Annotated in this window: 43 protein-coding genes, 1 tRNA gene and 1 pseudogene; 30 read left to right on the forward strand and 15 right to left on the reverse strand. The window is 63.2% G+C overall.

The features are described from left to right. The 15 genes and pseudogenes from GVL61_RS17120 to GVL61_RS17185 all read right to left on the reverse strand — a co-directional run. A partial coding sequence (locus GVL61_RS17120) for a hypothetical protein (RefSeq protein WP_159981879.1) occupies positions 1-228 on the reverse strand: 228 nt, incomplete at its 3' end. Position 229: 1 nt separating this feature from the next. Next, the gene (locus GVL61_RS17125) at positions 230-676 is read right to left on the reverse strand and encodes a hypothetical protein (protein ID WP_235037757.1); all 447 of its coding nucleotides are present in this window, start codon (positions 674-676) and stop codon (positions 230-232) included. 18 nt (positions 677-694) lie between these two features. Further along, positions 695-796: pseudogene (locus tag GVL61_RS25440) on the reverse strand (hypothetical protein); the annotation flags it as partial. Then, entirely contained in the window at positions 793-990 is a 198-nt protein-coding gene (locus GVL61_RS17130) for an AlpA family transcriptional regulator (protein WP_159981881.1), read from the reverse strand. The pseudogene GVL61_RS25440 and the gene GVL61_RS17130, both read right to left, overlap by 4 nt. Positions 991-1,013: 23 nt before the next feature. Next, entirely contained in the window at positions 1,014-1,322 is a 309-nt protein-coding gene (locus tag GVL61_RS17135; RefSeq protein ID WP_159981882.1) for a hypothetical protein, read from the reverse strand. Continuing rightward, positions 1,322-2,308, reverse strand: a complete 987-nt coding sequence (locus GVL61_RS17140; RefSeq protein WP_159981883.1) for a hypothetical protein — start codon at positions 2,306-2,308, stop codon at positions 1,322-1,324. Before GVL61_RS17140 ends, GVL61_RS17135 begins: the two co-directional genes overlap by 1 nt. Next, a complete protein-coding gene (locus GVL61_RS17145; protein WP_159981884.1) occupies positions 2,305-2,568 on the reverse strand; it encodes a hypothetical protein in 264 nt (87 codons plus the stop codon). Before GVL61_RS17145 ends, GVL61_RS17140 begins: the two co-directional genes overlap by 4 nt. After that, entirely contained in the window at positions 2,565-2,894 is a 330-nt protein-coding gene (locus tag GVL61_RS17150; protein WP_159981885.1) for a hypothetical protein, read from the reverse strand. The genes GVL61_RS17145 and GVL61_RS17150 overlap by 4 nt, the downstream gene beginning before the upstream one ends. Further along, positions 2,891-3,406: a hypothetical protein gene (locus GVL61_RS17155; RefSeq protein ID WP_159981886.1), complete on the reverse strand. Its 516-nt coding sequence runs from the start codon at positions 3,404-3,406 to the stop codon at positions 2,891-2,893. Before GVL61_RS17155 ends, GVL61_RS17150 begins: the two co-directional genes overlap by 4 nt. After that, positions 3,403-3,633, reverse strand: coding sequence for a hypothetical protein (locus GVL61_RS17160; RefSeq protein ID WP_159981887.1), 231 nt, complete (start codon positions 3,631-3,633; stop codon positions 3,403-3,405). Before GVL61_RS17160 ends, GVL61_RS17155 begins: the two co-directional genes overlap by 4 nt. Next, a complete protein-coding gene (locus GVL61_RS17165) occupies positions 3,626-4,564 on the reverse strand; it encodes a hypothetical protein (protein WP_159981888.1) in 939 nt (312 codons plus the stop codon). The genes GVL61_RS17160 and GVL61_RS17165 overlap by 8 nt, the downstream gene beginning before the upstream one ends. A gap of 1 nt (position 4,565) precedes the next feature. Continuing rightward, positions 4,566-5,327: a hypothetical protein gene (locus GVL61_RS17170; RefSeq protein WP_159981889.1), complete on the reverse strand. Its 762-nt coding sequence runs from the start codon at positions 5,325-5,327 to the stop codon at positions 4,566-4,568. Continuing rightward, complete coding sequence (locus GVL61_RS17175; protein WP_159981890.1) at positions 5,324-5,575, reverse strand: hypothetical protein; 252 nt, start codon at positions 5,573-5,575, stop codon at positions 5,324-5,326. Before GVL61_RS17175 ends, GVL61_RS17170 begins: the two co-directional genes overlap by 4 nt. 3 nt (positions 5,576-5,578) lie before the next feature. Next, positions 5,579-6,250 carry a hypothetical protein gene (locus tag GVL61_RS17180; protein ID WP_159981891.1) on the reverse strand — a complete coding sequence of 224 codons (672 nt, stop codon included), beginning with the start codon at positions 6,248-6,250 and terminating at the stop codon, positions 5,579-5,581. Between the two features lie 138 nt (positions 6,251-6,388). Further along, positions 6,389-6,985 carry a LexA family transcriptional regulator gene (locus tag GVL61_RS17185; RefSeq protein ID WP_159981892.1) on the reverse strand — a complete coding sequence of 199 codons (597 nt, stop codon included), beginning with the start codon at positions 6,983-6,985 and terminating at the stop codon, positions 6,389-6,391. Positions 6,986-7,125: 140 nt separating this feature from the next. Here GVL61_RS17185 and GVL61_RS17190 point away from each other — a divergent pair, with 140 nt between their 5' ends. The 30 genes from GVL61_RS17190 to GVL61_RS17330 all read left to right on the forward strand — a co-directional run bounded on the left by GVL61_RS17190 (position 7,126) and on the right by GVL61_RS17330 (position 24,295). Continuing rightward, on the forward strand, positions 7,126-7,326 hold the full coding sequence (locus GVL61_RS17190) for a helix-turn-helix transcriptional regulator (RefSeq protein ID WP_159981893.1): 201 nt from the start codon (positions 7,126-7,128) through the stop codon (positions 7,324-7,326). A gap of 12 nt (positions 7,327-7,338) precedes the next feature. After that, positions 7,339-8,364 (forward strand): CHC2 zinc finger domain-containing protein, encoded by a 1,026-nt coding sequence (locus GVL61_RS17195; protein WP_159981894.1) that lies wholly within the window; start codon positions 7,339-7,341, stop codon positions 8,362-8,364. After that, positions 8,361-9,890, forward strand: a complete 1,530-nt coding sequence (locus tag GVL61_RS17200) for a YfjI family protein (protein ID WP_159981895.1) — start codon at positions 8,361-8,363, stop codon at positions 9,888-9,890. Before GVL61_RS17195 ends, GVL61_RS17200 begins: the two co-directional genes overlap by 4 nt. After that, positions 9,887-10,360, forward strand: coding sequence for a hypothetical protein (locus tag GVL61_RS17205; RefSeq protein WP_159981896.1), 474 nt, complete (start codon positions 9,887-9,889; stop codon positions 10,358-10,360). Before GVL61_RS17200 ends, GVL61_RS17205 begins: the two co-directional genes overlap by 4 nt. 328 nt (positions 10,361-10,688) lie before the next feature. Further along, positions 10,689-10,970 carry a hypothetical protein gene (locus tag GVL61_RS17210; RefSeq protein ID WP_159981897.1) on the forward strand — a complete coding sequence of 94 codons (282 nt, stop codon included), beginning with the start codon at positions 10,689-10,691 and terminating at the stop codon, positions 10,968-10,970. Continuing rightward, on the forward strand, positions 10,967-11,170 hold the full coding sequence (locus GVL61_RS17215; RefSeq protein WP_159981898.1) for a hypothetical protein: 204 nt from the start codon (positions 10,967-10,969) through the stop codon (positions 11,168-11,170). Before GVL61_RS17210 ends, GVL61_RS17215 begins: the two co-directional genes overlap by 4 nt. Then, positions 11,167-11,394, forward strand: coding sequence for a hypothetical protein (locus GVL61_RS17220; protein WP_159981899.1), 228 nt, complete (start codon positions 11,167-11,169; stop codon positions 11,392-11,394). Before GVL61_RS17215 ends, GVL61_RS17220 begins: the two co-directional genes overlap by 4 nt. A gap of 1 nt (position 11,395) precedes the next feature. Continuing rightward, a complete protein-coding gene (locus GVL61_RS25055) occupies positions 11,396-12,172 on the forward strand; it encodes a hypothetical protein (protein ID WP_235037758.1) in 777 nt (258 codons plus the stop codon). 1 nt (position 12,173) lies between these two features. Then, the gene (locus GVL61_RS17230) at positions 12,174-13,049 is read left to right on the forward strand and encodes a hypothetical protein (RefSeq protein WP_159981900.1); all 876 of its coding nucleotides are present in this window, start codon (positions 12,174-12,176) and stop codon (positions 13,047-13,049) included. Positions 13,050-13,145: 96 nt separating this feature from the next. Then, positions 13,146-13,418 (forward strand): hypothetical protein, encoded by a 273-nt coding sequence (locus GVL61_RS17235; protein ID WP_159981901.1) that lies wholly within the window; start codon positions 13,146-13,148, stop codon positions 13,416-13,418. A gap of 104 nt (positions 13,419-13,522) precedes the next feature. Further along, positions 13,523-13,596: transfer RNA gene (locus GVL61_RS17240), tRNA-Gly, on the forward strand. A gap of 18 nt (positions 13,597-13,614) precedes the next feature. Continuing rightward, positions 13,615-13,890, forward strand: a complete 276-nt coding sequence (locus GVL61_RS17245) for a hypothetical protein (protein WP_159981902.1) — start codon at positions 13,615-13,617, stop codon at positions 13,888-13,890. Continuing rightward, a complete protein-coding gene (locus GVL61_RS17250) occupies positions 13,887-14,159 on the forward strand; it encodes a hypothetical protein (RefSeq protein WP_159981903.1) in 273 nt (90 codons plus the stop codon). Before GVL61_RS17245 ends, GVL61_RS17250 begins: the two co-directional genes overlap by 4 nt. A 4-nt stretch (positions 14,160-14,163) precedes the next feature. Further along, entirely contained in the window at positions 14,164-14,343 is a 180-nt protein-coding gene (locus GVL61_RS17255; RefSeq protein ID WP_159981904.1) for a hypothetical protein, read from the forward strand. Then, the gene (locus tag GVL61_RS17260) at positions 14,336-14,671 is read left to right on the forward strand and encodes an HNH endonuclease signature motif containing protein (protein ID WP_159981905.1); all 336 of its coding nucleotides are present in this window, start codon (positions 14,336-14,338) and stop codon (positions 14,669-14,671) included. Before GVL61_RS17255 ends, GVL61_RS17260 begins: the two co-directional genes overlap by 8 nt. Continuing rightward, entirely contained in the window at positions 14,671-14,931 is a 261-nt protein-coding gene (locus tag GVL61_RS17265) for a hypothetical protein (protein WP_159981906.1), read from the forward strand. Before GVL61_RS17260 ends, GVL61_RS17265 begins: the two co-directional genes overlap by 1 nt. A 92-nt stretch (positions 14,932-15,023) precedes the next feature. After that, the gene (locus GVL61_RS17270) at positions 15,024-15,467 is read left to right on the forward strand and encodes a P27 family phage terminase small subunit (protein WP_159981907.1); all 444 of its coding nucleotides are present in this window, start codon (positions 15,024-15,026) and stop codon (positions 15,465-15,467) included. Further along, positions 15,460-15,879 carry a hypothetical protein gene (locus GVL61_RS25060; protein WP_235037759.1) on the forward strand — a complete coding sequence of 140 codons (420 nt, stop codon included), beginning with the start codon at positions 15,460-15,462 and terminating at the stop codon, positions 15,877-15,879. Before GVL61_RS17270 ends, GVL61_RS25060 begins: the two co-directional genes overlap by 8 nt. Beyond that, complete coding sequence (locus GVL61_RS17275; protein WP_235037760.1) at positions 15,806-17,266, forward strand: terminase TerL endonuclease subunit; 1,461 nt, start codon at positions 15,806-15,808, stop codon at positions 17,264-17,266. Before GVL61_RS25060 ends, GVL61_RS17275 begins: the two co-directional genes overlap by 74 nt. A gap of 11 nt (positions 17,267-17,277) precedes the next feature. Then, on the forward strand, positions 17,278-18,582 hold the full coding sequence (locus tag GVL61_RS17280) for a phage portal protein (protein WP_159981908.1): 1,305 nt from the start codon (positions 17,278-17,280) through the stop codon (positions 18,580-18,582). After that, positions 18,575-19,573 carry a head maturation protease, ClpP-related gene (locus tag GVL61_RS17285; RefSeq protein WP_159981909.1) on the forward strand — a complete coding sequence of 333 codons (999 nt, stop codon included), beginning with the start codon at positions 18,575-18,577 and terminating at the stop codon, positions 19,571-19,573. Before GVL61_RS17280 ends, GVL61_RS17285 begins: the two co-directional genes overlap by 8 nt. 18 nt (positions 19,574-19,591) lie before the next feature. Then, the gene (locus tag GVL61_RS17290; RefSeq protein WP_159981910.1) at positions 19,592-20,965 is read left to right on the forward strand and encodes a phage major capsid protein; all 1,374 of its coding nucleotides are present in this window, start codon (positions 19,592-19,594) and stop codon (positions 20,963-20,965) included. 85 nt (positions 20,966-21,050) lie between these two features. Then, positions 21,051-21,302, forward strand: a complete 252-nt coding sequence (locus GVL61_RS17295) for a hypothetical protein (protein WP_159981911.1) — start codon at positions 21,051-21,053, stop codon at positions 21,300-21,302. Between the two features lie 62 nt (positions 21,303-21,364). Further along, positions 21,365-21,895, forward strand: coding sequence for a head-tail connector protein (locus GVL61_RS17300; RefSeq protein ID WP_159981912.1), 531 nt, complete (start codon positions 21,365-21,367; stop codon positions 21,893-21,895). Further along, entirely contained in the window at positions 21,892-22,236 is a 345-nt protein-coding gene (locus tag GVL61_RS17305) for a head-tail adaptor protein (RefSeq protein WP_159981913.1), read from the forward strand. The genes GVL61_RS17300 and GVL61_RS17305 overlap by 4 nt, the downstream gene beginning before the upstream one ends. After that, a complete protein-coding gene (locus GVL61_RS17310; RefSeq protein ID WP_159981914.1) occupies positions 22,233-22,646 on the forward strand; it encodes an HK97 gp10 family phage protein in 414 nt (137 codons plus the stop codon). Before GVL61_RS17305 ends, GVL61_RS17310 begins: the two co-directional genes overlap by 4 nt. Before the next feature lie 2 nt (positions 22,647-22,648). Further along, complete coding sequence (locus tag GVL61_RS17315; RefSeq protein WP_159981915.1) at positions 22,649-23,068, forward strand: DUF3168 domain-containing protein; 420 nt, start codon at positions 22,649-22,651, stop codon at positions 23,066-23,068. A gap of 13 nt (positions 23,069-23,081) precedes the next feature. Beyond that, positions 23,082-23,393 carry a hypothetical protein gene (locus tag GVL61_RS17320; RefSeq protein ID WP_159981916.1) on the forward strand — a complete coding sequence of 104 codons (312 nt, stop codon included), beginning with the start codon at positions 23,082-23,084 and terminating at the stop codon, positions 23,391-23,393. Positions 23,394-23,424: 31 nt separating this feature from the next. Continuing rightward, complete coding sequence (locus tag GVL61_RS17325; RefSeq protein ID WP_159981917.1) at positions 23,425-23,856, forward strand: phage tail tube protein; 432 nt, start codon at positions 23,425-23,427, stop codon at positions 23,854-23,856. 1 nt (position 23,857) lies between these two features. Then, positions 23,858-24,295, forward strand: a complete 438-nt coding sequence (locus GVL61_RS17330) for a hypothetical protein (protein WP_159981918.1) — start codon at positions 23,858-23,860, stop codon at positions 24,293-24,295. The last annotated feature ends 152 nt before the right edge of the window (positions 24,296-24,447 follow it).

The raw sequence follows: 24,447 nt of genomic DNA on the forward strand, positions 1-24,447 counted from the left end.
CGTCAGCACCACGTTGATGGTGTGCTCGGTTCCAGCCTTAGGTCGCCCGAGCTTCGCTCGGCCCCACTGAAGGAACCCTTGTGCGTCCAGGTACTGAATCGCTCGCAAGACCGTGATCTCGCTTCTCGCCGTCGCTTTTTGAACCGCTATCGACGTCGGCAGGCCGCCGTCATGATCGCGATGATAGTCATAGATGAACTTGAGGACGGCGTATTGCGTCGGCGTCATTTTAGGCGGCATCTCGCCGGGCAGCGGCCAAATGCTCGGCCACTGCATTCGAGCTTAACCTCATGGTCTTGGCAATGTCCGTGGGGTTTTCGCCCGCATCCGCCCGGCTGCGGATCTCATCTGCCTCAGCACTGGTGACATGAAGATATGTGCGGACCTGAAGGCCCAGCTTCGCCCGAACGTGACTGACGTAAGCCGTCGATCGCCCAAGTTGCCGCGCGATCTCGCGGTGGGTGTGTCCCAGTTCCAACCGTCGGGAAACTTCAGCGTGCTCCGCTTCCCGAGAGAGCGCATCAACAACGACCGGCAAGGCTGACCGCTTGATGTCATAGTCCTCTACGGCCGAGACAGGCTTGCCGGTCATAGAAACTTTCATCCCGCCGCCGACGCTCGCTCTGGCGAAGACCAGAAAGCCTTGATCCTGCAGTCTGCAGAGATAGTCGTGCATCGCGCCCTTGCTCCTGAGGCCTACGGCGCGGCAAAGCTCGGACACCGTTGGCACGGCCCCCGGATTATCCCGCAGGTAGCCCCTAAGACCGATGAGGATTTCGTGCTGCCGGGGTGTCATGCGGCACCGCGCTGCTGTTCAACCCAGTCGCGCACCTCGGCCTCGCTCCACCGGCTGGACCAGCCGCCAGGCTTGTACTGCTTCGGGAAGCGCCCATCGGCGATCAGGCGGTAGATCATGCGCCGGCTAAGGCCGGTCATGTCTTCGATATCCTCCATGGGGAGGAGGCGGGTGGGCTGCGGTGCGACCGTCATTTCGTGTTCCTTATTTTCTGGGGTTACGCGGCGCGTGGCGTGACCGAGGCGAGGTGGCGAACGTTGCCCGGGACCGGCAGCCCGTCGCCATCATCCCCGCCGCCCTCGTCGAGGTCGTCAGGCAGATATTCCTGGCAAGAGCGGCTGGCGTGCACGACAGGCTGGGTGCCGACGATAACCAGGGGGCCAATCGGGCGCGGCCTCGGCACCGGCTCGCGGTACTCACAGACACCGAGGTCGTCGGTGCTCTCGATCGGTGCGGGCTCGCTCATGTCGGAATCGGCGCCCGGCCGGAAGTGCATGCAGGTCTTACAGGTGTGGGTGCGCTTCATCAGGCGGCTCCTGGGAGGGTGTAGTGCTTGTCGGCAAAGCCGGGGCGAGATCCGCGCACCATGCAGGCGTTCACCCACGTGATGCGGTCAGGGGCAAGGCGGCGAACGTGCCCCCGTCTTAGGTGCGACCGGAGGCCACTAGCTCTGCCGCCGAATGGCGTCCCACCGCCGTCGCCTTGCCCAGCGATCTTGAGGACATGGAATGCCTTCAGGGCTGGCTTTCCCGCCTTCGCGCGCGATCGATTGAGCTTTTCCGGCTGGGGGTGCCTCTCGCTGCTCACGTTCGTGCACTGGAGCGCGATAGCGAGGTCGCAATAGGCATTCACCTCGTCCATCAGGTCTGCCGAGAACATCTGGACAGCCATTTCGGGGCCGTTCATTTGGACGAGGCGGGCCATCGAGACCGGCAGGATCATCATCATTTCGTCGATCACCATTGACGCCGCGTTGGCGACAGCGGCGGGCACGCGGCCAGCTTTCACCATCTCTGATCGATATGCCGATGGCTTCGGAATCGCATACGCTGCTTCGTAGGGGATGAGCGCCGCCGTCCCTGTCGGCACCCAGCAGCCGAGGGCATCGTAATAGGACACCGAGGCGACGAATACGCCTTGCCCGACCTCCATCTCGGGCGGCGTGGTCATGCCTACGGGAAGTGAGCCGTCCCACTCCCAGGCAAGCGCTATGCGCTTGGAACTGGGTGCCGCGTCGAAGGCCGAACTCGCTGCCCAGCTGGGATCGGCGCTCTGGTATTCCAGTGCGACGATTGGAAAAGGCGGGCGATAGAGCTGTCCCGGAACTTCCGGGCGCGGCTTGCTGCGGTCGAGCAACATCCCGTAGTCCGGCATGAGGAACACCTCGGCCTGGCGTAGCTTGCCGATGATGAAATCCACCCCCGCCTTGTCGGCTGGCGCAGTGGTTGCGGCGTCCCGAAGCGCCATAAGATCGTCCAGCGCTTTCACGGTGTAGTTAAGGGCTTGCGTCATGCTTTTCCGCCTCGCGGCATCAGCCGCATTGCGTGGACCATGGCGGTCATCTCGGCGTCAGCGTCCTTCATGATGATCGCACCGATGCCAACCAAAGTTGCGATGTCGCTTTCCGGGAGCAAGCCGCGCGCGCGATCGACGATGTCGGCAATCTCTTGCACCATCGCGACGGCCACCATGTCGGGGGCGCTATCATCTGCTGCTATCAAGCGGATGAGTTTGATAATCTCCCATGCGCCGGGGGTGACTTCGGCGCTCATTGCAAGGTTGCTCCTGCTTCGACCGAACTGGTGCGAACGCCATCCCATGTGTCAGCGGCCAGCCGGAACAGCGACGTGAGGTGACCGTTCGGATCAGCCATTCGCCCGGCTTCGGACATATCAGTCATGAACGTAAGGATGCCGATGAGGCCACCATTGACTACTGCCGCAAGCGTGACGGGGTCCGGGAAGCCGGGCGCTGCATCCGAGGCAGATGTGGCGCATCCATGGAGGACCTCGGATATCGAGCATCCGAATATCTCTGCCAGGCGCTCCATGCTTTCGGTGAGAGACTGGGCCTGACTAATCGATAAGGGCTCGCTCACGCCGCGTTCCCCGTCCAAGGCTCGCCGCCGTGTTCCAACTGCTCGATCCGGTACAGGAGGAGGCCGACCGCCGCCGACGATACGGTGATCAAGCCCCCGCGCTGCTCGCATTCCGCGAGCTTGAGGTGCTCCATCGCGCTGTGCAGCCAATCTTCCGGCGTGCCCAGATCGGCAGCAAGTTCGTTCAGGGTTGCGCCCTTTCGCAAGGTCGCGAAGCGGTCAGAATAGCCGGGGGCCAGGGCTACGGCATCCTCGTCATAGTCGAGTTCGATTATCCGCTTCCCGGCAGTCTCGGCCGCCAGCAGGTTCGCATGATGAAACTCGGATGCAGCGAGATCGCGCAACATGGCGACGACGCGGGGCAGGCTCGCGTCGCCAATGTCAGCGAACCCTGCCGCGTCAGCCGACGCTCGCCATTCTGATTTGGTCGTGAACTTCGGCTGGGCCGTCTGCCATTGGCAGAACGCGAGAATGCGATCGTCGCTTGGACGGCTCATATTGATTACGGTCATCGCTCGTTCCTTCTTGTTCGTTCGTCGATGAGGTTGACGGTTTCGGGCTGAGCAAGGCGGCCGGGAAAGCAGCGAACCCGCGCCTCCACGAAAAGCAGGTGCTTCTGCAGCTTCAGGGCAGAGGAACCGCCGCCAGCCCGTTTGGCGGCCTCTTCAGCGAGCCAATCGGCGATGCGGTCTCGCATCTGCTCGCTGGCCGTGAGTTCAAGTTCTCGGCTATCAGACATGCGCGGCGACCAGCTTGGCAGTGTTCGCATGGCAGAGCAGCTCGGGCCGGTGATCGGTGACAAATCCCGACACGGCCGCCCAGCGCGCCGCATGATCGAACGCCATGAGGCGCTGCAAGCGTCGCTCCTCACGCTGCAGTCGCTCGTCGTCGCTATCGATCATGCCGATCGAAATGCGCTGCTTTTCACCGTCCCTGACGATGAGTGTGACGGACATGCCAATGCTTTCGGCGCGGTCGAGCCAGCTTCGGGCATCGAAGTCGATGCGCCCTGTGGAGAGCAAGCAGGCGCCTAGATCGCTGTGATCAAGGTCATCATATGCAGCGCGATAGTAGTCGTCGGTAAGTAGGCTATCGCTGTCGATCCCCGCCAGGTCGATGTCGAAGAAGCTGCCCGTCCCTGTCCCGCGAATGTCGCGTGTGTTCGTATGCGTCGCATGCCATAGAAGGTGTGCGTAAGACTTCACGAGGACGTCGCCAGCCGTGGTGCAGGGCGCGCGGAAAACCGATTGCAAAGTGCTGTGCACGTGACCGGAAAGCCTAGTGGCTTCGGCATCCGTATATGCGTCGGAGGTGTCATGCTCGCCCATGGCAAGCCAGGCAGTGCGAAACGCGGCATACGCTGACCGGAGGGCTGGCCCCGGTTCAGGGCGATCGACCGCTTCGATGTCCTTTTCCAAGGCCCGCCAGCTGAATCCAGACCCTGGGTATTCCAGCATCACAGTGAGCTTTTCTGCGATGTCTTTACCCGTGAGCGCCCGCGTTTTTATCAGCGATTCCGCATTGGCGAGGAGGTTGGCTTTCAACCCCTCGACGTCGGCAGCCGTGAATCGTTCGTCGCGCACGAACTCGTCTCGACGGGCCCATGAGGCGCAACAACGGTCGTGATTGGTCTTCGCATCAGAAAATGCGAGCGTGCTGCGGATACGCATGTCAGGCCTCCTTCTGATTGGCCGGTGCGAATGCAGGGTTTCGAGCCGCAACGGTGGCGGCCATCACCACAAGATCATCGCTGTGATCGTCGGCCGGCTTTGCGGTGACGCCCAGAAGGGCGCGGGCCTCGGTGCAAAGCGCTTCCGTGAACCCGTTCATGTCGCGATCGCAGTCGAAGCAGATCAGGAACTTCAAAGCCCAGTCTGCCAGAGACGGCGCGGGGATGTTGAGCAGGAAGGTCTCCGCATCGCAGCGCGCATCAAGGAGCCGCTCTTGCTCCAGCACGAGGGGGCTCGCCGCCCCCTTGGGACCTGGGCTGGCGGCCATGGCGGGCAAGTAAACACGCTGATCGAAATCGCTCTCGGCCAGAATAGCAGTGAACAATGCCCGCCTGGCTGTCTCCCAATCATCGGGAATCTGCGCGTACAATTCACCCAGCAGGACTTGCGCGGTCTCGATGACAGCTCTGTCCTTATCGTCACCTTCCGCGATCACCAGGGCATCGTCTTCTGCAAGGCCGCGATGATCAAAGTGCAGCTGATAGATGACCTTAGCGATCACTTCGGGAAGGCCGCGCGCTGGGTGCGCCTTGATGTTCCGGAAGGCCTCTTCGTCAGCGCCATCGGGCCCATCGCGCACGGTGCTTTCATAAGCTGCGATGAGGGTCGTAAGATCGTAACCAATGCCAGCGGGAAGCGGGGGGAGCGCGTATGCGACGCGCGCAATGTCGTCCTGCGGGTGAACCTTAAATTGGAAGGTCATGCTGATGCTTCCTTCTGTCGGGCGAGGCGCGCCTTATTGGCGGCGACCTCGGCGGCCGGGATTTTTCGGGGAGTGCGGCCAATCTCGAACGCGAGATGGACGCCAAGCCATTGAAGATCGAAGCGGAAGGCCGTGCCCTCGCTTTCATCTGAGAAGTCGCGCTCTTCAGTATCGAGGCGGAAAATGTCTCGTTGCCGCCAGTCATACCAAGGCTCGATCGCCGCGATCAGGCGATGAAGCGTCTGCACCGCTCAACCCTCAATGGGCGTAAGCTGGCCAGTGCCGCGAAGAGCGTCGATATCGGCGAGCAAGTCGTCGAAATATCCGGTGGCGAGAACCGTTCCGGTCTTCGCCATGATTTGCATCTTCTCGCTCAGCGCTGCGAGGTCCGGAGCGCGAATGCCGACCAGCGTATTCAACGCATCGCCCGCAGCATCGAACACCGCATCCTGCTCCGCTTCGGGCAGGTTGGAGATGTCCAGCTTCTCGGCGGCTTCCCACGCGGACACCGCCTGTCGCCATGCAGCCTTGGCGCGAAGCAGGCGGACCGCACGGCGCAGGGGTGGCTCTGGGGTCTGGTCCGCGCTTTGGACGGTAGCCAGATCGCCGCCTTTGGCATTCGGAAGCAGGGTATAAATCGCATCAAGAGCGCCGCTGCCGATCTCGATCAGCCGGCGAGCCGTGGTCAGCATCGTTACGGCGCGCTCGACTGCGGTTGAGGTCTCCTGGTCGCCGCGCTCCATCGCGGGCTCCAGCACCTTGTCGCTGAGAGTGTCGAGCGTCTGGGCAACGAGGGTGGAAGCCTCCTCATGCCATATCATCACATCATCGACGGTTGATTTAGCGTCCGTGATGGAAATGCCGAATTCGGCTCCTTTCAGGAAAAGGGCGCGGAACGGCTTAAAGGTTGGATGGTAAACCATCTGGCTCTCCTGGTGGGTAGCGCAGGAGACCAGGACAAGGGCTCGCCGCGCTTCATGGAATGCACCGGTGTGCACTCCCTGTCACAGGATGTAGCCAGAGTGGCTAATCAATTCAAGAGGTTTTTGTAGCCTTTGTGGCTACAGCTTTTGATACACCCCGACGACCCGGCCAGTGATCGAAAAAGGCTGTTTTCCTAGCATGATAACCGAGTGCTCAGGGTTTCTGGAGCACGGTTCGAGCCGAGCGGGCTCAGCCCGGTACTTCTTGAAAGTGGCCTCGCCCTCGCCGTTGAGCACGACGTAATAGGAGCCATCCCGCAAGTCCGAGTCGTCAGGGTCGATCAAAACGGTCGAACCTTCCGGGGTCACTAGATCCATGCTGTCGCCCTCAACCTTCAATCCGAAGGCTCGCGGGGCGGCTACAGGCGCCGCGATATATTCGCTGGCCTCTTGGATCGCTTCGCGCCAATGCCCTGCGGCAACCATTCCGATCACGGGGATTTGTCGCGCGACAATCGGGAATATCCCCGCGTCGTCCTCGCCAACGACCTCGCCAGGCAGAACGCCGAAAGCATCTGCAAAGCGCTTCGCCCACTCAATGGTGAGTTTGCGCTGCGATCGTTCGATCTTCGCAATCGTGGTGAAGTGCACGGCCTCGCCTTGGCTGCTCATCACATCAGCAAGCTCGCGCATCGACCAGCCGCGCGCTTGGCGCAGATCACGGATGTTGTTCATTGTAGCCAATTCCCTTGTCCTGGGACCGCTCTTATAGCCGTTTTGGCTACGATGAGAAGAGCCTAATATTGCGGTGCGGAAAGTCGGCAAAATGGCTACAAGCTATTGCTGGTAGTAGCCAAAGAGGCTACAACATACGAATGACCCTAAGAGATTACCTTGCCGAGGCTCAGCTGTCCTACGGCGCGTTCGCAAAGAAGATTGGCGTCAAGAACGGTCGGACCGTTCATCGCTATGTCGAGGGTCAGCGTTACCCGCGCCCGAACTTGCTCGTCGCCATCGCTCGCGAGACCGACGGAAAGGTCCAGCCGAACGACTTCCTCGCTTCGCACGGGGGCTGAACGGTGGGGGCCATGGGACGACAGGCTGCGCAGCCTTCGGGTCGGCTCAGCGACGACGAGTTCCGTGAACTGGTCAACAAGGCTCGCGAGCGGCATTCGATCTCGGATATCATAGGGCGCCACACACAGCTGAAGAAGCGGGGCGGCGGAAGAGATGAGCAGGTAGGGCTCTGCCCGTTCCATAGCGAGCGCACGCCCAGCTTTGAGGTGAACGACACCAAGGGCACCTACCACTGCTGGGGCTGCGGAGCTGCGGGGGATGCGATCACCTTCCTGGTGAATTGTGAGGGCCTATCGTTCCGCGCGGCTGTCGAGACGCTGTCAGGCGATGCGTTTCCAGTGATCTCGGAGGAGGAGCGCACCAGGCGGAAGCGAGAGATCGAGCGCGCGTCAGCGTCGAGGATCGCGCTTGCTCGCACAATTTGGTCGCGTTCGATACGAGCGACGCTCGACACACCGGCCGGGGTTTATGCGCGGTCGCGTGGGATCACCATCGACCTGCCGCCTACCGTCCGCTTCGTAATGACGCCGCGATGGTATGATCCCGAAACCGGCGAGGCTGGGCGGGACATTCCCGCTATGGCCTGCGCTTTGCAGGATGTCACCGGCGCCGTTGTCGGTGTCCAATGCGTGTTCCTTGAGGATGGCGGCAGGCGCAAGTATTCGCGCCCGCGTCCTGATGGCTCAATCGGCAAGGCGAAATTGTCCTTCGGCCAGATCGTCGGTTCAGCGCTGCGGCTAGGCCCTGTCCGGCCGCACCTTATCAATTGCGAGGGGCCCGAGGATGGCCTCACCCTTGCCCAGCGCCTGCCCGACAAGTCCGTCTGGGTGACATGCGGGACGGCGATGCTGTCGCGTGTCGACTATCCCACCGAAGTTCGGTCTGTCTGCTTCGCTGGCGATAACAACGACGCGGGGCGGTTGGCCGTCACCCAAGCGCGCGATGCTGTTATCGCGAAGGGCCTGATCCCTTCCGAGGCCTTCCCGCCCGCCGACTTCAAGGATTGGAACGACGAACTGCGCGGGGTGCGCGCATGACAGTCGAGGCCAATTTTGCCGACTTCGACCCCCCCAGCACATTCGTGCCCGGCCAGCCGATCGAGTTTCGACCCTCGGTTGGAGACCCGGAAGATTATCCGCTGCACGCGCTGCCGCCGCGCCTGGCCGAATGCATCCAGGGTCTGGTCGACATCGTGCAGATCCCGACTTCGATTGCCGCGCAGGCGGTGCTCGGCGCGTGCGCGATCGTAGCGCAGACGCGGATCGAGATCGAGATGCCGACCGGCGAAGTGATCCCTTCGTCCCTGTTCCTTTTCACGGTGGCGGCAAGCGGAGACCGCAAATCTAGCTGCGACAAGCGTGCGCTCGCTCCGATCTACCGCCGCGAAAAAGAAATGCGCGAAGGGTTTGACGCCCGGCAGCAGCAGTTCTCGGTGGAGAAGGCTGCCCACGATGCCGCCGTGAGCGCAGCGAAGCGCGGCACGAAGAACCGCTTCCAGATCCAGCAGGCGCTGGAGGACTGCGGCTCGCCGCCGGTGCCGCCGGCGCTGCCGATGCTGCTGGTCGAGGAACCCACGATCGAAGGCATCGTGAAGCTGCTCGACGAAGCCTATCCCTCGATCGGGCTGTTTTCAGACGAGGGCGCCCAGTTCCTCGGCGGTTACAGCATGCAGGACGAGCAGCAGGCGAAGACCGGCGCGATGCTGTCGCAGCTGTGGGACGGGAAGCCGATCAAGCGCGTGCGCGGGACCGACGTCACCAAAATTCTCGATGGCCGGCGCATGTCGCTCCACCTGATGGTCCAGCCCGGCGTGGCGATGAAGCTGTTCGGGAACAAGGCGCTTCGCGACCAAGGCATGATGAGCCGCATGCTCATCACCTTCCCGAAGAGCCTCAAGGGGCAGCGGTTGTGGAAGGAGGCTTCGGAAAAGTCGCGCGACGACGTCGCGGCATACCAATCCAGGCTCACCAGCCTCCTCACGGGCGCTTTCTCCCGGATGGACCCTGAAACCCGCCAGCTAGAGTTCTCGACAGTCACGCTGCAGCCGGACGCCCGCAAACTCTGGATCGCCTTCAGCGACCACCTTGAAAAGCAGCAAGGCCCCGATGGCGCGCTGGCCGAGGTCAGTGACCTCGCTTCCAAAATGGCCCAGCACGCGCTCCGGCTCGCCGCTGTCATCTCCTATTTCCAAGGCGGTGAGCACGTTGTGCGCGACGGCATTTCGGTCGACGCGATGAACGCTGGGATAGCGCTAGGCCAGTATTACCTCTCCGAAGCAATCCGCCTGTTCAACGCCGGTTCGATCGACGACGATTCCGACAATGCCCAGGCGCTGGTCGAGTTCATCCGGAAGGAGAAGCTCGACCGCGTCGGCAAGCGCTGGCTGAGCCGCAACTGCCCCAAACCGATCCGCGCCGCCATCGTACTGAAGCGCGCCCTCGAACTGCTGGTCGAACAAGGCCACCTCGTCGCCATCGGCGGCGGGGGCGACTTCAAGGCGCGCGGCGAGAAGCATTCGGAACGCACGGTCTACACAGTCATCTATCCGGACGACGCCCCATGACTTTCGAACGATTTGAGATCGGCCAATTCGATCAGACCCGTCTTGCCGAGCCCGCCTTCGCCATGCCTCAGGCTGCAGATCCCCGCATTCAGCAAGCGCATGCGGCCATCGATGCGCTTGAATGCCTCGCCACGCCACGAAGTATAAGTGACGGACAATGGTACGAGTTACTTAGAGATTTGCGTCATGTCGCAAGTAATTGGCTAGATATCGCACTGGCTTGCGGATGGTCATTAATCGACCTGTTTGGCTCCCCTCCGAGCCTGCGGGGCCGGGTCGGGCTGATGGGCGTGGCCGTGCTGCTGAAAGGCCGCGAGATCGAAAGCGTCGACCGTGAGACGATCCTCATCGGCAATCGTCTGGGTGCTCCAAATGCCTTCCGCCGCCATTCGCCAGCCGCCTCCGAGCCCTTCGATATGCGCGGTTCTGCGCTGGTCTGGGATGTAATCACCAAGGAGCAAATCCGATGACTGTCGCCGCTGTCGCAACTGTCGCACCGTCAGCGCAAAGTGGCGGATTTCTGCGGGTTTCAGGCAACTGTCGCGACAGTCGCGCGACAGTTGCTGCGACACTTCGTCAAATCTTCGAAAACGCCTGTAATCGCACAAAAAACGCGGCGGTCGGAAGCACCACCCAGAAACGGCAGATTTCTGCGGGTTTCGCTGGGTTTTTCGCCGCTCAGAGCACCACCCGACTCACCCCCCGATTTTGGGTGGCGGGAGGAGGGGGGGAAGAACCCCTTAAGGGGTTCTCCCCCGCCCACCGTCTCACCGCCTTGGGGCTGCCGAGGACACAATCATGAATTTGGATTTCACAGAGAACCGACCAGCCGTCGGAACCGTCGTCATGCTCGACGACCAGTCGTTCCGTCTGACCGGCTTCGAACCATACGTTCGTCGGGATGGGTCACCGTCCGAGCTGATGATCTGGGAAGCGGCCTGCGCCGAGTGCGGGACACCGATCAAGGTCAAGTCGCCGCTGAAGAACAACGGGCTCACACGCAGGTGCGTCGAGCACAGCAAGGCCGGGACGCGGGTCACGGGCGGGCGGCGAGTGACCGTGCGGGTGATCCCCGCATGACGATCCGATCCCCCCTCGGACGCTTCGCCACGCTGGGCCACGAGCCGGACCCAGCTGCCGCCCGGCGCGCCGGTTACGCTGCCTGGCAGGAGCATGGCCTGATCCTCATCAACCCCGAATGGCTCAAAGGTTGGGCCGATCGCAAGCAGGCCGAACTGCTCGCCGAACAGCTGTACGGCAAACGGAAGGACGCAAAGTGACTGACGATCAGAAGGGCGAACTCGCTGGCGTATTGGCGCATCGCGCGCTGATGGAACTTGGCGATCCGCTCGATGCGATGCTGATCCTGTTCCAGGCGGCCAGCGCCCTATGCATCACCCGGCTGTCGCCACCTGCCTTCGCCGTTGATGCGTATGACGGCGCCACCGTCATCGCTCGCGATCGTCTGGTCGAGGTCATGGGCGCAACGCAGGTGAGGAACTGACATGGCGGTGGGAATTCCATTCGCAGAGGCGAACCTCATCCTCCGCGCGCCGACGCCTGAAGATGCCGCTGCGGGCACGGTCTATGACCTGCACGTCCATCGGTATCGCGATCTCGACGGCAACCCGAACTGCATCAGCAAGTGGCAGTTCGCGCCCGATGAACTGGCGGGCATCGTCGCGAATGGTGGTGTCTTTTGGTTCCACGCCTGGGGCGCGACACATCCGCCTGTTGGCATCGAGGGGGCGAACCCGTTCGTGCGCGCCACCGTCGCCGGAGAAGGCGAAGACCTTGCTGCCCAGCAGGACAAGCGGCGGCTGGCGCTGATCGAGCGGATCGGCGCTGCTGCGGACCTCATGGACGGCAAGCCGCTGGAGGGCGAGCTCGCCGACGTCGCCTATGATCTGCTTCGGCAGGCGGCGGCGCAGCTATCCAGCGACCGCCTGCGCGTCGCCACCGCGCCTACGCCAGCTGCCGAGGCAGACGAGCACCCGAACGCGCAGGACTATCGTAACCGGGCCGAGCGCGCGGAGGCGGAATGCGCCGAGCTTCGCGCCGACAGGGCGCGGCTGGACTACCTCGACCGGTGCAACACGGCGCTCAATGCGCGTTACGGCACCGCCTATGGCTGGAAGCTAATCCAGAGCCACAACGTCAACCGCCTGATGATCGGTGACTTCGACGTGGACCTTCATGACAGCCAATCGCACGGCCTGCCGTCGTGTCGCGCCGCGATCGATGAGCGAATGCGTGAGAGTAAGAAAGTCGAGGAGCGCTAAAATGTCCCAGAACCGCCGCATCAAGGCACCGCGCGGCAAGGTGAAGGCGGCGCGCGCGAAGCTCGCGCGCACGGCCGAGGCGCAGACGGAACGGCCTACGCCGGAGCAGGAGGCGCGGGTCAAGTTCGAGCTGGGCCGCGTGGTGACCGAAAGCGGCTTGCCCTACGGTTTCGCTTATCGGCGCACGCCGCTGATCGAGACCATGGGCGCCAGTGGCGCGCTCAGCCCTGACGAGTTGAACGCGCTGCGGTTCTATCGGACTGCATTCGATCGGTCGGAGCGGTCCCCGGTTCGTTCGTGCCTGAATATCTCGTCGGGCGGGCGAGGTGTGAACGCTGCTTCCAGCGTCATCAACGCGACGCCGGGCATGATCGACGCGAAGCGCAAGCTGAAGCTGTGCGAGATGAGCCTCGGCCACACCCGGGATACCCTCCGAGCTGTAGTGCTCGACGACAAGTCGTTCCGGCAGATCGCGATGGACCGCTACGGGTCGAGGGTGACCACTGATAAGCTGGGCCGCGAGAAGGTGGCGCCCCGCTCGGGACGGCACCGCGAGATCATCCGGCAGGAGTTCATCGCGGGCATGCGCATCCTCACCGACCGCATCCGCCATATGGTCACCACCGGCTCCATCGAGGAGGTATGGGTCGAGCCGCTCGACGACGGGACAGCGACAATCCGGCGCGGTATCGCGGCACCGGCAGGACGTTACCGCGTCTGGGGCGACAACGTGTTGGTTGATCGCGTGATGGCCGACCTTCACGCGAAATATGGGCCTACGCTCAGCTTCCGGACCGCCGACGTAGCGGTTGCCTTGCTCAAGGGGGTTGAAGCCGGAAGGCTCCTGCATTTGGAGCCGGACGAGCTTGCCGCGTAAAACCCCGGGGAACAAATGCGGCACAGGCTTGACCCCTATGGCCTAGCGGCCAAGGTTAACCGTCCGTAGAGACAATAACGATTCACGAGGGTTCCGATGGACGATTTAACGAAGATGGAAATTCAGAAGCTGCAGCAGCAGATCGAAGTCCTCAAGACGATGATCGAGGTCCAGAACATCAAAAACGCGGGCGTGAACGCGGTCCTGCAGAAGCTGATTGGTGTTGCTCCTGGGGCAGTTCATGTGGACGACATCGAGAAGATGCTGACCACGAGCCAGGGCGCGGGCACGCACTACCGCGATGCGGGCCACCGGCGCTCTGACATCAATGATTTTCTCCGAGAAGTCGGCTTGATGCGTCTCGTCTAGGGTTCTCCCGCGTATAGCTTGCGCGGGGGCAACACAGATGCTACTTTAGCCAAAGTGGATACATGCGCCCGATAGCCGGAAACGGTTGTCGGGCGCAGTCATTAGCGACCATCGTCCAACGGTAGGGCCTCAGCCTTCCAAGCTGATGATGCCGGTTCGAACCCGGCTGGTCGCTCCAGTCATCAAGGACCCGCACATGAGCGACATCAAGTTCGTGATGAGCAAGGCGGATGGCCTCACGGTCGCGGACATGGAAACGGCCTATCAGATGATGGCTGAGGTCAAGCGCCTCCGGAAGCTGTACGACGCACCGGGGCACGCGCTGCCGGCCGTCGGTGGTTTCTCCGACCAAGCGATGATCGAGGCCGTGGCTCCCGCCTACGGCCAGGAACTGATGCGCCGCATCAACGATCTGGTGGCGCAGCTGGTGCTTCTCGGTTTCGAGATTGTGCCTGAGACGGAGACGGCATGATGCCCGACACGCCGCCCATCATCCCTGCCAAGGGTTCGGTTTATGATGAGGACTTCGACCCCGAGCTTGGCCGTCGCCTCATCATCTCGCTTGATGGCGTGGTGCAGGACCAGGTCGTTGCCTACGATATCGAGGCCGGTGTCGTGACGAAGCACAAGGTGGACGCGCACGGCGAGGTTGTCGTCGATCGCGAGCGCGAAGAGATTGTGAAGGTCGACGTGCATGGCGCGGTGACCGTGACGCTGAAACCGGAGCCTGACTGTGGTTGAGGCTATGGTGATCGCCCAGGCCGCTGCTGCGCATGTCGAGCTGGCCAAGGCGAAGTCGTTGCGGGCGCGGCTCGATAGCCACGGCCACCGCATGTCTTCGGATGCAAAAGAGATCCTTTGGGCCATGGTGTTTGCGCACGAGGACGCGGCCAAGGAAATGGTTGAGGCCGCCTCGCGTGGCTGAGCCCAGCTGGCGCAGTGACAAGCGCAAGACTGCAGAGCGTGGCTATGGTGGCAAGTGGCAGAAGGCTCGTGAGACGTTCATCGCCGCCAACCCGCTGTGCGTGCGGTGTGACGACAAGGGGCTGACCACCGTCGCCACCGTCGTCAACCACCGTGTCCCGCACAAGGGTGACCTGAAGTTGTTCTGGGACCGCAAGAACTGGGAGGCGGTCTGCAAGCCCTGTCATGATGGCGAGATCCAGCGGGAAGAGCGAACGGGCATCGTTCGCGGCACTGGTCGCGACGGTAGGCCGCTCGATCCTTCCCATCCCTGGAATAGGAGTTCGTAATGACAGAACGTCTCAATGACGCGGTGCGAACGATGATGGCGGCAACGGGCATGGTCGGACAGTTCGACATCTACCAAGAGGGCAGCATGTCGCACGGCTTCGTCGGCAAGCCGAATGACGGCGAGGACATGCGCGTCACCGTCATCGTGACGCCGATCCACGTATCAGCGTCCATTAGCCTCACTGCTGAGGTGCGAGAGGGCGAACCAAAGGATGGATGGCGCCAATTCGTCATAGATACCCCCCGGTCAAAAGTCTGAGGGGCGGCGATCTCCTGACCGGTGGCGAACCTCCCTGCGCACCGAGAGCAATTTTCAAACTAAAAAGTTCAGCCGGAAAGGGGTGAACCTGAATGACCGTCACTCCGATCGAAGGCACCGGCGCCATCGTCGTCGAGCCTGACTGGGCGCTGATCCTGACCGATGAGATCGAGCTCGCCGCCGCCACTGAACATTGGCGGCGCGTCACCACCGAAATGAAGGATCGGGAAATTCTGACCCCGGCGAACGCTCACGCTATCCAGCGCCTGGTGCTCGCCTATGTCGTGTATGATCGCTGCGCCCGCGACGTTGCGGAACATGGCGCGGTGACCAAGCCGAAGCGCGGCAACCCGAAAGCCATCGCTCGCCTGAGCCCTTATTTCACGGCGATGCGCGAAGCTGGCTCGGACGCCGATCGGCAGGAGCAGGAGCTTGGCCTGTCGCCCCGCCGCCGCGCTGGCGCCGCAAAGGTGGAGAAGAAGGGCCGCCGGGTGACTGGCGCCGACACGTATCTGAAGCCCCGCAACATTGCCTAACCCCTACCTCGCGGCAGAGGACCCGACGACAGCCTGGGCGCGTGATGCCGTCGCCGGCAAGTTCGTCGTCGGCGATATCGTGCGGGGCCAGGCCGAGCGTCACCTGCGCGACATTCGCGACGGCGAGCGACGGGGGCTGTTCTGGAAGCCCGAGGAAGCCGGCCATGCGCTGGGGTTCTTCCCGGCTGTGTTCACGGTGACCGATGGCCCGGCAGCGGGCCAGCCGTTCCACCCGCTCGCCTGGCACACGTTCGTGATGGGCAGCCTCTTCGGCTGGCACACCTCAAGCGGGCGCTTGCGGTTCCGAGACCGGAAAGGGTCAGGCCAAGTCGCCGCTGATGGCGGGCATCGGGCTCTACATGATGGGTTGGTGCGGGATTCCCCGCGCCCAGGTGTTCGCGCTGGCGAATGACAAGGCCACAGCCAACGTGCTGTTTCGGGATGCCACGGCCATGTGCCGGGCCGACATCCCGGACCAGGAGGACGGCGACAGTCTCGAAAATAGAGGGGAGGTGATCATTCGCGGCGAGGGCGATAACGCCTGGAAGATCGAGCACCCCGAGACAGGCTCGTTCTTCCGAACGCTGGCCGGCGGCGAGCGACAGTCGGGCCCGCGCCCGGCTGCAGTGCTTGCCGACGAGATCCACGAGTTCCGCACTGACACCTCCCTGAAGACCTGGGAGGAGGCCATCGCCAAGGTGGCCGGCAGTGCCATGTTGATCATGGGGACGAACACCCCCGCGACCGCGCAGCATGTCGGCACCAGCTACAGCGATCTCTACCAGGACATCGCGCTCGGCAAAGTGAAGGACGACACCGCGTTCGCGTTCGTGGCGCGGGTCGACAAGAAGGACCGGGACACGGTTTTCGAGAACGAGGCGGTCTGGCGTAAGTCGCTGCCGGCGCTCGGCGAGACCTTCCCGATCGAGAATATCCGCGAGCGCGTGAACACCGCTCGCACCCGCATCTCTACCGCCAGCTCGACCAAGCGCCTGTATTTCGGAGTGCCAACCGGCGCCGCCGACTTCTGGATTGCCGAGGAGGCTTGGGCGGCGGTGCAGGGCAGCGTCGATAGCCGGGAGCAGCGCGGCAAGCGCTGCTATCTGTCGCTCGACCTTTCGCAGAAAAACGACCTTACCGCGCTGTCGGCAGACTGGATCGACACCCCAGTCGACCAGCCCGTCCGGCACACGGTCAAGACCTGGTACTGGACCACCAAGCGGGGCCTGGAAGATCGGGCCAAGGCCGACAACGCCCCATACGAGGACTGGGTAGCGGAGAGCTACCTGAAGGCGGTGGATGGCCCGGTCATCGACTACACCTATGTCGCGATGCAGGTGAAGGAACTGTGCGCGGAGCACGATGTCGCCTTTCTTGCGTTCGACGTCGCGTTCCTTGCGCAATTCGAGGAAGCATGCGCCGAAGTCGGGCTTGAGGTCTGGCGTTTCGAAGGTCCCGGCAAGCCGGAAGGCAGAGGTCTAAAACTCGTTGCGCACGCGCAGGGCACCAAGATCATCTTCCAAGAGAAACAGCTGTGCATGCCGACTTCGATCACGAAATTGGAAGACGTCATCCTTGCCGAGCAGATCGTCATCGACGCATCTCCAGTGACTTACAGTTGCGCAGCGAATGCTGCTCTTGACGAGGACGGTCAGGGCAATCGGGCCTTTAACAAGCAGCGCTCACGCGGCCGGATCGACGGGATTGTGACTGTCGCGATGGCCGTTGGTGCCGCCGCGATGAATGAAAAGCCGAAGAAGAAGTCGGTTTACGCCTCGCGCGGCATTATTCGGGTTTAACGGGAGGTCGAATGGGATTCTTTGACCGCCTGTTTGGCGTGCCATCTGCCGCGCCCGCGCCGGACGCTCCTGAACAGGGCCGCCGCTCCCCGGCCTCGTATGAGACTTGGGATATGGACAGCCCCGCTCTGGCGCAATTCCTGAGTGAAGGTCGTCAGTCGGCTTCTGGGGTTAGCGTCAACGAGACGATGGCGCTGCGGAACAGCGCGTTCTTCCGTGCAGCGCACCTGATCTCAAGCGCTATGGGAATGCTGCCCACGCACCTGATGCGCCGCAGCATTGACCGCGAAGGCCGGGAGACGATTTCAAAGGCGAAAGACCACGCGCTGTATCGACTGCTGCACAAGCGGCCGAACCAGTATCAAACCGCGTTCGAGTTCAAGAGCTACATGCAACTTTTGGCTCTTCTCGATGGGAACGCCTACGCGCTGATCATCCGTGGAATGCGGCGCGGGAAGCAGAACCAGATCATCGCCTTGGTGCCGCTGAAGCGGAAATCCGTCACCCCCAAGCTGTCAGATGATTGGAACTTGACCTTCGAGTATCGCCGCCCCGGTGGTGGGACGACCATCCTTCGTCAGGACGAAGTCTTCCACTTCCGCCATCCTGTCACGCGCGATGGCCTCAAGGGCGTCAACCTGCTGGACATGGCAGTCAATGCCATCGGCATCGCAGCCCAGGCCGAGAAAGCAGCCGGCAAGGTGCTCAAGGGCGGCGTCATGGCCGGCGGCGCTTTGGAGACCGAGAAAGATTTGGGCGACGAGGCGATCAAGAGCCTCCGCGAAAGCATGCGCGAGCGCCAGGCCGATGGCGACGCGGCGGGTGAATGGTTGATCCTTGAGGAAGGCCTGAAGGCGAAGCCCTTCGTAACTTCCGCCAAAGATGCACAGTTCGATGAGATGCGGAAGCGTCAGGCCGAAGAAATTTCGCGCTTCACCGGCGTGCCGCGCCCACTGCTGATGATGGATGAGACGAGCTGGGGCAGCGGCATCGAGCAGCTGGGCCTGTTCTTCGTCACCTACTGCCTGATGCCTTGGTTCGTCGCTTGGGAGCAGGCCATCGAGCGATCTTGCTTGAGCGAAGCGGAGCAGGACGCGGACGAACTCTACGTCAAGTTCAACGAGGGTGCGCTTCTGCGAGGCTCTCTCAAGGACCAGGCCGATTTCTTCGCCAAGGCTCTCGGGCCGAACAGTGCTTACCGGACGCCCGACGAAGTTCGAGGCGCTTTCGACCTCAACCCCATCGAGGGCGGCGATAAGCTGCCTGCCCCCGCCGCCAAAATCACTACGCCGCCCAAGGAACCCGTCGATGACTGATCAGCCCTCAAAGACCGGCCGGCCGGCCGCAGTGAAGACGATCAACGGTCGCCCGTTGCCGGGTGCCGCGCCGTCACAACAGGCGGCCCCGCCGCGCCCGCGCGCTATCGTGGGTGGGATCACGGCCCGGCAACGCCCCGGCGCGCTTCCGGTCCCTGCCGAACGCGGCGTTTCTGCCTTCACGCCCGCGCCTGTCCTTGACCGTTGGAACGCGGACGCGGCTGGCATCCGCCCGGCTGCGCTGGAACCAGGCGACAATGTCATCACCATGTTCGACATCATCGGCGAGGATTGGTGGACAGGTGGCGGGATCACCGCGAAAAAGGTGGCGGCCCAGCTGCGCGCCATCGGCGATCGTCCCGTCGAGGTCCAGATCAACAGCCCCGGCGGCGATATGTTCGAAGGCTTGGCGATCTACAACGTGTTGCGCGAACATCCGCAAGACATCACCGTCAAAGTGATGGGCATGGCCGCCTCGGCAGCATCTGTCATCGCCATGGCCGGCGATACCGTGCAGATCGGCGCGGCTTCTTTCCTGATGATCCATAATTGCTGGGTCGTCGCGGTCGGCAATCGGAACGACATGGCCGAGGTCGCTGAATTCCTCGCTCCTTTCGACCAGGCCATGGCCGACGTTTACGCCCAGCGTAGCGGTAAAACGTCTGCCGAGTGCGCGAAGTGGATGGACCAAGAGACGTACATGTCAGGGTCCGTGGCCATCGAGCGCGGCTTTGCCGATGCACTCCTGTCCGCCGACCAGACCAAGGTTGATGAGAAGGCCAAGGCATCGGACGCCGCCGTCAACGATGTCCGCGCCATGGAACTTGCGCTGGTCGCCGGCGGCGCCACGCGCAGCGATGCACGGTCCCGCATCAACAAAATCAAGGGTACGCCCGGCGCTGCCCTCGACCCTGCCGACACGCCTGGCGCTGGCGGCGATCCCGAACTGGCTTCCGCGATCGAGCGGCTGGTCCAGTCTTTCCGCAGCTAAGAGCCAAAGAGGCACACCATGAAGCGCATTTCGATGACCGCCCTCGCGGCGGTGGCGACCCTGCTCGCCTACCCGTTCCGCGCACTGCGCGCGGAGACCCCGACCCTGACCCTGACCGCCTCGGTGATCCCCGCGATGCCGCGCGCGATCATGGGCTCCACCATCCGTGCGGACGTTTCCGGTGACCCGAAGGCGATGATCGCGGCCCTCCAGGGCGCGTTCGACGAGTTCAAGTCGGCGAATGACGAGCGCCTGAAGGCGAAGGTCGACGACGCCGTCGTGACCGACAAGCTGAGCAAGATGAACGAAACGATGAGCGCGCTGGAAGCGTCCATCAACGACCATTCTGCGAAGCTCGCCGCTGCGCAGCTCGGCGGCACCAACACCCCCGCGCTCGCCGACCCCGAATATTCGGGCCTCTTCTCGTCCTACATGCGCGAAGGCGCGCGTGAGCAGGAAGAGAGGCTGAAGGCGGCGCATCGCACCGGCCCGCGCGCCGCGATGACCGAGGGCACCAATGCCGACGGCGGCTACACCACGCCGATCGAGTGGGATCGTTCGATCAACGAGCGCCTGAAGCTGATCAATCCGATCCGCGCCGAGGCGACCGTGCAGTCGATCAGCACGTCGGGCTTCACGAAGCTGTTCACCGACCGCGCTGTCGGCTCCGGCTGGGTGGGAGAAACGGCGTCGCGCCCCGCAACGAGCACGCCGCAGTTCACCTCGCTCGACTTCGGGCTGGGCGAGATCTACGCCAACGCCGCCGCATCGCAGCGCCTTCTCGACGACAGCGAAATCGACATCGAGCGCTGGCTCGTCGACGAGATCGAGGTCGAGTTCTCCCGCCAGGAGGGTATCGCCTTCCTTTCGGGCGATGGCACTAACAAGCCGTTCGGCCTGCTGGGGTACGTGACCGGTGCGGCCGCCGCTGCGCGCCATCCTTGGGGCGCAATCGAGGTCGTGAATAGCGGCGCGGCTGCTGCGTTCACCACCGACGGTGTGATCGATACCGTCTACAAGCTGCCGGCCGCCTATGAGCCCAACGCGAAGTTCTTCCTCAACCGCTCCTCGCTCGGCGGCGTGCGCAAGCTGAAGGACGGCCAGGGGAATTACATCTGGCAGCCGACGTTCGTCGCGGGCCAGCCCTCCACCCTGGCCGGCCGTCCGGTCGTGGACGTTCCTGACATGCCGAACCTCGGCGCCGGCGCGGTGGCCGCGCTCTTCGGCGACATGCGCGAGACCTACCTCGTGATCGACCGCATCGGCGTTCGCGTCCTGCGCGATCCCTACACCAACAAGCCTTTCATCTGCTTCTACGTGACCAAGCGCGTAGGCGGCGGCGTGAAAAATCCGGACGCCATGAAGGCCATCAAGATCGGCACCGGCGCCTGATCAAACTTCCGGGGCGGTTTCGGCCGCCCCGGTTGATCGAAGCGACGCTGCATGCGCCGTTTCGGTCAACTGCAGGAGACCCCTCATGAATACCCGCACCACCTCGACCGCCAGCGGCACCGCCGCGACCAAGCCCGCCGACATCGCCGCCGCCACCGAGATCGACACCTCGGGCGCGCCGCAGCAGATCGTTCCTGACGTCGATCTCGACCATCCGGCCGTGGACAGCGACCCGCGCGCGGGCACGTCCGTCGAGCAGAACAAGATCGACTTCAACGATCCCACGCTGACCGGCCAGGAAGCGGTCGAAAAGAACCTGGGCGAACAGAAGAAGTAAGCCGTCCCGGCGACCAAGGGGCCGGCCACCGCGCCGGCCCACAAAATCAGGAGGTTTCGTCTATGGCTCTGCCCGTCACGCTCGAAGAGGCCAAGCGCCAGCTGAAGGTCGAAGACGACGAGACAGACCAGAACGATGAGATCGAGGATTTCATCCGAGATGCTGCAGCGTGGGTCGAGGACTACACGGGTCACATCTTGGAGGCCCGCGAAGTGGTGGAGCACTTCAACGGCTTTTCTCCCGTTTCCATACGGGCTTGGCCGATTGCCGACACGTCGATTCCGGTTGTCACGTACACCCCCGCCGGCGGGGTTCCTGCCACCCAGAATGCGCGGACAGACCTCACGGAGCGACCAGCCAAGGTCGCACCTGTCGTCGGTGCCTTTTGGCCTTTCATAGATAGCCGGCAGGCGTTCACGGTGACTATCCGCGCCGGCTACGAGGACCCCAACGAGGTTCCTCGGGGGCTTTGCCGGGCGATGCTGGTGATGATCGCGGCCTATGACGCCGATCGCGAAGGGGGGAAAATCTTTGCCGATGCCGAGGCCGCCGCAAAGCGCCTTTGCCGGCGCTTCAAGCGGCACACCCTGTGAAGAAAGGCGAGCTCAACCGCCGCATTTCGATCTGGCGCGCAGAGCCGTTGGACGATGGCACCGCAACCGTGAACGGCGAGCCCGCCGAGATCGGCAAGCGCTGGGCGAAGAAGCATGATGTCAGCGACGGCGAGCGCCTTCGCGCAAGCCAGCAGGGGCAGGACTTAGCGACGCGCTTCACCGTCCTGAGCGGCCCGCTTACCCGCACGATCACCGGCAAGGACATCATCAAGCTCGGGGGCGCGGTCTACTACGTCACTGGGACGAAGGAAGTCGATGCTCTGCGCCGCAATGACGGCATCGAGATCACCTGCTCGTCGCAGCCGGACATCACCGCATGAAGCCGACCATGAAGCTCGTCGTTTCGAAGAATTTGAAGAGCAACCTGAAGGCGATGGGCAAGGCGCTCACCCGCAAGACCCTGACGCCGATCATGCGCGAGAACTTGAAGCCGATGGCCGAAGACATGCGCGCGCACGCCGCGCGCGGCTCCGGCGAGATGGCGAAAAGCGTCCGCGTATCGAACCGGCTGTCCAAGACCCAGCGGTCGAAGCTCGACCGCATCGCGCCGATCGAGATGTACGTCGGCCCCGGCCCGCTGCCGCAGGCCATCCAGGAAGAGTTCGGAAATTTCCGCCAGGCACCGCGCCCGTTCATCCGTCCGGCGTTCGATTCCGGCGCCGATAAGGCGATGCGCGGAATTGCGGAGGACGGCGTGAAGGCGATCCTCGGGGCGGTGAAGAAGGACTGACGATGGACGAGGCGCTGCGGGATCTGCTGCTGGGAACGGCGGCGATCACAGACGTGGTCGCTCGCCGCGTAGACTGGGGTGTGCGTCCCCAGGGCGATGGGCTGCCGGCCGTTACCCTCGAACGCATTTCGGGCGGCGCACTGATGAACATGAACGCCCCGAGCGGCTGGGACGTGGACCGCGTCCAGATCGAGTGCTGGGGACGGACCTACAAGGCGGCGAAGGACCTATCATTGGTTCTCGCCAGCCCAGGCGGCCCAGCGCAGCCCGCCGGCCTTTTGGTCGGCTTCCGGGGTGAGCGCCTTGGCGTGCGCCTCCGCACTTTCATTGTTGGTCGCCGGTCGGATTCGGACAGCGACAACAAAGGCCCAGTCCATCGGTCGAGTGTCGACGTGGTGGTTTGGCACAGCCTCTACACCTGACGGGAGAAGAACCATGTGGATCGTTATCACGGCCCCTTTCATCGACAAGCTCGCCGAAGACCCCAAGGACGCGGAAGTCCCGGCTGGCAAGAAGATGAACGTCACCGCCGAGCGCGGCCAGGAACTCATCGACCTTGGGCTTGCGGAAATCAGCGACACCGAGGGCACCAAGCCGACCAAGGCTGAAATCAAGGCGGGCATCGATTCCCTCGCGTTGGATATCGCAGCGAACAGCGCTGCCGATCCCGGCGCCACCACCATCGCCCCCGGCATTGCCGGGCCGATCGACGGCCACCCGGCCGGCGAAGACATCACCCACGACTGACCCAGGCGCTGCGCCTGATTAGGAGGCTATAATGGCAGAGACTAACGCGGCGACCGACATCGGTCTCCTCACCACCTTCGGCAAGGGCCCGAGCGGCGTCGGCTATATCCCGTTCGCAGAGGCGACCGAAATCAATCCCCCCGAATCGGCGCGCGATAGCGTGACGTTCACGCACCACGGCAGCCCCGACGCGCACCACGAATACAAGCCGGGCCTGACGGATGGAGGCGAGGTCAGCATCGTCTACAACCTCGTCCCCGGGCTGTACGACGACGCGGTGATCGCAACCCACCTCGCTTCGCGCATCGTGGAGCCCTGGTGCATCATGTTCCCCAACGGCGCGGCGCTGAACTTCAGGGGCTTCGCGACGGCCCATGGCCGCGCAACTCCGCTCGATGACCGTATGACCGGCTCTGTGACCTTCAAGGTCACCGGCAAGCCCGTCCTGACGCCGGCCGCCTGATATGACGGCGGCAAATAGCCACCGGGGCCGGCTCGGCTTCGACCTTCCGTTCGAGGGCGAAGCCGAGCCACGGCGCTACGTCTTCGCCTTTTCCACGAACGCTTTGTGCGTGCTGGAAGAGGAGTTCGACCTCGACAACATCAGCGAGCTTCAGGACGTTCTCGGTGAGCGACCTTCTCTGCGCAAAATCCGCAAGATGTTCCGCATCGGCCTGACTGACTGCCACCCCGACATGTCGGACGTGGAAGCCGGTCAGATCATCGATGCGATCGGCGGCCTTGAGCCGTCGCTTGAGATGATTATGCGGGCCGTCACGACCGCATTCCCGGAGGCGGCCGAGAGCGGCGCGCCGGGCCCTCGCAAGCCGGCGCCCAAAGCGCCGAGCGCCCGTGGGACTGGGCGGAACTCCACGTCAGCTGGTGCCAGGCCGAAGACCTAGACCCGGCCCAGTTCTGGGCGCTGACGCCTCGTGAGATTGCCCGCGTCTTCGAAGGTAAGGCGCGGGCCGCTCGCATGAGGCACGATCAGCGCATGGAAGCGGCTTGGACAACGGCGATGCTGGGCCGCTCCAAGAAACCGATACCCCTCAAG

Origin of the sequence: Novosphingobium sp. 18050 (assembly GCF_902706195.1) — a bacterium.
GTDB lineage: Bacteria > Pseudomonadota > Alphaproteobacteria > Sphingomonadales > Sphingomonadaceae > Novosphingobium.

Excerpts from the sequence above, each read along its gene's own strand:
- GVL61_RS17215 (WP_159981898.1), top strand. The coding sequence starts at position 10,967 with ATGACGATCCGATCCCCCCTCGGACGCTTCGCCACGCTGGGCCACGAG.
- GVL61_RS17320 (WP_159981916.1), top strand. The coding sequence starts at position 23,082 with ATGTGGATCGTTATCACGGCCCCTTTCATCGACAAGCTCGCCGAAGAC.
- GVL61_RS17160 (WP_159981887.1), bottom strand. The coding sequence starts at position 3,633 with ATGTCTGATAGCCGAGAACTTGAACTCACGGCCAGCGAGCAGATGCGA.
- GVL61_RS17230 (WP_159981900.1), top strand. The coding sequence starts at position 12,174 with ATGTCCCAGAACCGCCGCATCAAGGCACCGCGCGGCAAGGTGAAGGCG.
- GVL61_RS17330 (WP_159981918.1), top strand. The coding sequence starts at position 23,858 with ATGACGGCGGCAAATAGCCACCGGGGCCGGCTCGGCTTCGACCTTCCG.
- GVL61_RS17325 (WP_159981917.1), top strand. The coding sequence starts at position 23,425 with ATGGCAGAGACTAACGCGGCGACCGACATCGGTCTCCTCACCACCTTC.
- GVL61_RS17205 (WP_159981896.1), top strand. The coding sequence starts at position 9,887 with ATGACTTTCGAACGATTTGAGATCGGCCAATTCGATCAGACCCGTCTT.
- GVL61_RS17295 (WP_159981911.1), top strand. The coding sequence starts at position 21,051 with ATGAATACCCGCACCACCTCGACCGCCAGCGGCACCGCCGCGACCAAG.
- GVL61_RS25055 (WP_235037758.1), top strand. The coding sequence starts at position 11,396 with ATGGCGGTGGGAATTCCATTCGCAGAGGCGAACCTCATCCTCCGCGCG.
- GVL61_RS17255 (WP_159981904.1), top strand. The coding sequence starts at position 14,164 with ATGGTGATCGCCCAGGCCGCTGCTGCGCATGTCGAGCTGGCCAAGGCG.
- GVL61_RS17250 (WP_159981903.1), top strand. The coding sequence starts at position 13,887 with ATGATGCCCGACACGCCGCCCATCATCCCTGCCAAGGGTTCGGTTTAT.
- GVL61_RS17125 (WP_235037757.1), bottom strand. The coding sequence starts at position 676 with ATGCACGACTATCTCTGCAGACTGCAGGATCAAGGCTTTCTGGTCTTC.
- GVL61_RS17310 (WP_159981914.1), top strand. The coding sequence starts at position 22,233 with ATGAAGCCGACCATGAAGCTCGTCGTTTCGAAGAATTTGAAGAGCAAC.
- GVL61_RS17300 (WP_159981912.1), top strand. The coding sequence starts at position 21,365 with ATGGCTCTGCCCGTCACGCTCGAAGAGGCCAAGCGCCAGCTGAAGGTC.
- GVL61_RS17165 (WP_159981888.1), bottom strand. The coding sequence starts at position 4,564 with ATGCGTATCCGCAGCACGCTCGCATTTTCTGATGCGAAGACCAATCAC.
- GVL61_RS17130 (WP_159981881.1), bottom strand. The coding sequence starts at position 990 with ATGACGGTCGCACCGCAGCCCACCCGCCTCCTCCCCATGGAGGATATC.
- GVL61_RS17155 (WP_159981886.1), bottom strand. The coding sequence starts at position 3,406 with ATGACCGTAATCAATATGAGCCGTCCAAGCGACGATCGCATTCTCGCG.
- GVL61_RS17285 (WP_159981909.1), top strand. The coding sequence starts at position 18,575 with ATGACTGATCAGCCCTCAAAGACCGGCCGGCCGGCCGCAGTGAAGACG.
- GVL61_RS17245 (WP_159981902.1), top strand. The coding sequence starts at position 13,615 with ATGAGCGACATCAAGTTCGTGATGAGCAAGGCGGATGGCCTCACGGTC.
- GVL61_RS17170 (WP_159981889.1), bottom strand. The coding sequence starts at position 5,327 with ATGACCTTCCAATTTAAGGTTCACCCGCAGGACGACATTGCGCGCGTC.
- GVL61_RS17235 (WP_159981901.1), top strand. The coding sequence starts at position 13,146 with ATGGACGATTTAACGAAGATGGAAATTCAGAAGCTGCAGCAGCAGATC.
- GVL61_RS17265 (WP_159981906.1), top strand. The coding sequence starts at position 14,671 with ATGACAGAACGTCTCAATGACGCGGTGCGAACGATGATGGCGGCAACG.
- GVL61_RS17280 (WP_159981908.1), top strand. The coding sequence starts at position 17,278 with ATGGGATTCTTTGACCGCCTGTTTGGCGTGCCATCTGCCGCGCCCGCG.
- GVL61_RS17210 (WP_159981897.1), top strand. The coding sequence starts at position 10,689 with ATGAATTTGGATTTCACAGAGAACCGACCAGCCGTCGGAACCGTCGTC.
- GVL61_RS17140 (WP_159981883.1), bottom strand. The coding sequence starts at position 2,308 with ATGACGCAAGCCCTTAACTACACCGTGAAAGCGCTGGACGATCTTATG.
- GVL61_RS17135 (WP_159981882.1), bottom strand. The coding sequence starts at position 1,322 with ATGAAGCGCACCCACACCTGTAAGACCTGCATGCACTTCCGGCCGGGC.
- GVL61_RS17200 (WP_159981895.1), top strand. The coding sequence starts at position 8,361 with ATGACAGTCGAGGCCAATTTTGCCGACTTCGACCCCCCCAGCACATTC.
- GVL61_RS17190 (WP_159981893.1), top strand. The coding sequence starts at position 7,126 with ATGACCCTAAGAGATTACCTTGCCGAGGCTCAGCTGTCCTACGGCGCG.
- GVL61_RS17270 (WP_159981907.1), top strand. The coding sequence starts at position 15,024 with ATGACCGTCACTCCGATCGAAGGCACCGGCGCCATCGTCGTCGAGCCT.
- GVL61_RS17195 (WP_159981894.1), top strand. The coding sequence starts at position 7,339 with ATGGGACGACAGGCTGCGCAGCCTTCGGGTCGGCTCAGCGACGACGAG.
- GVL61_RS17290 (WP_159981910.1), top strand. The coding sequence starts at position 19,592 with ATGAAGCGCATTTCGATGACCGCCCTCGCGGCGGTGGCGACCCTGCTC.
- GVL61_RS17275 (WP_235037760.1), top strand. The coding sequence starts at position 15,806 with ATGGCGGGCATCGGGCTCTACATGATGGGTTGGTGCGGGATTCCCCGC.
- GVL61_RS17180 (WP_159981891.1), bottom strand. The coding sequence starts at position 6,250 with ATGGTTTACCATCCAACCTTTAAGCCGTTCCGCGCCCTTTTCCTGAAA.
- GVL61_RS17315 (WP_159981915.1), top strand. The coding sequence starts at position 22,649 with ATGGACGAGGCGCTGCGGGATCTGCTGCTGGGAACGGCGGCGATCACA.
- GVL61_RS17185 (WP_159981892.1), bottom strand. The coding sequence starts at position 6,985 with ATGAACAACATCCGTGATCTGCGCCAAGCGCGCGGCTGGTCGATGCGC.
- GVL61_RS17145 (WP_159981884.1), bottom strand. The coding sequence starts at position 2,568 with ATGAGCGCCGAAGTCACCCCCGGCGCATGGGAGATTATCAAACTCATC.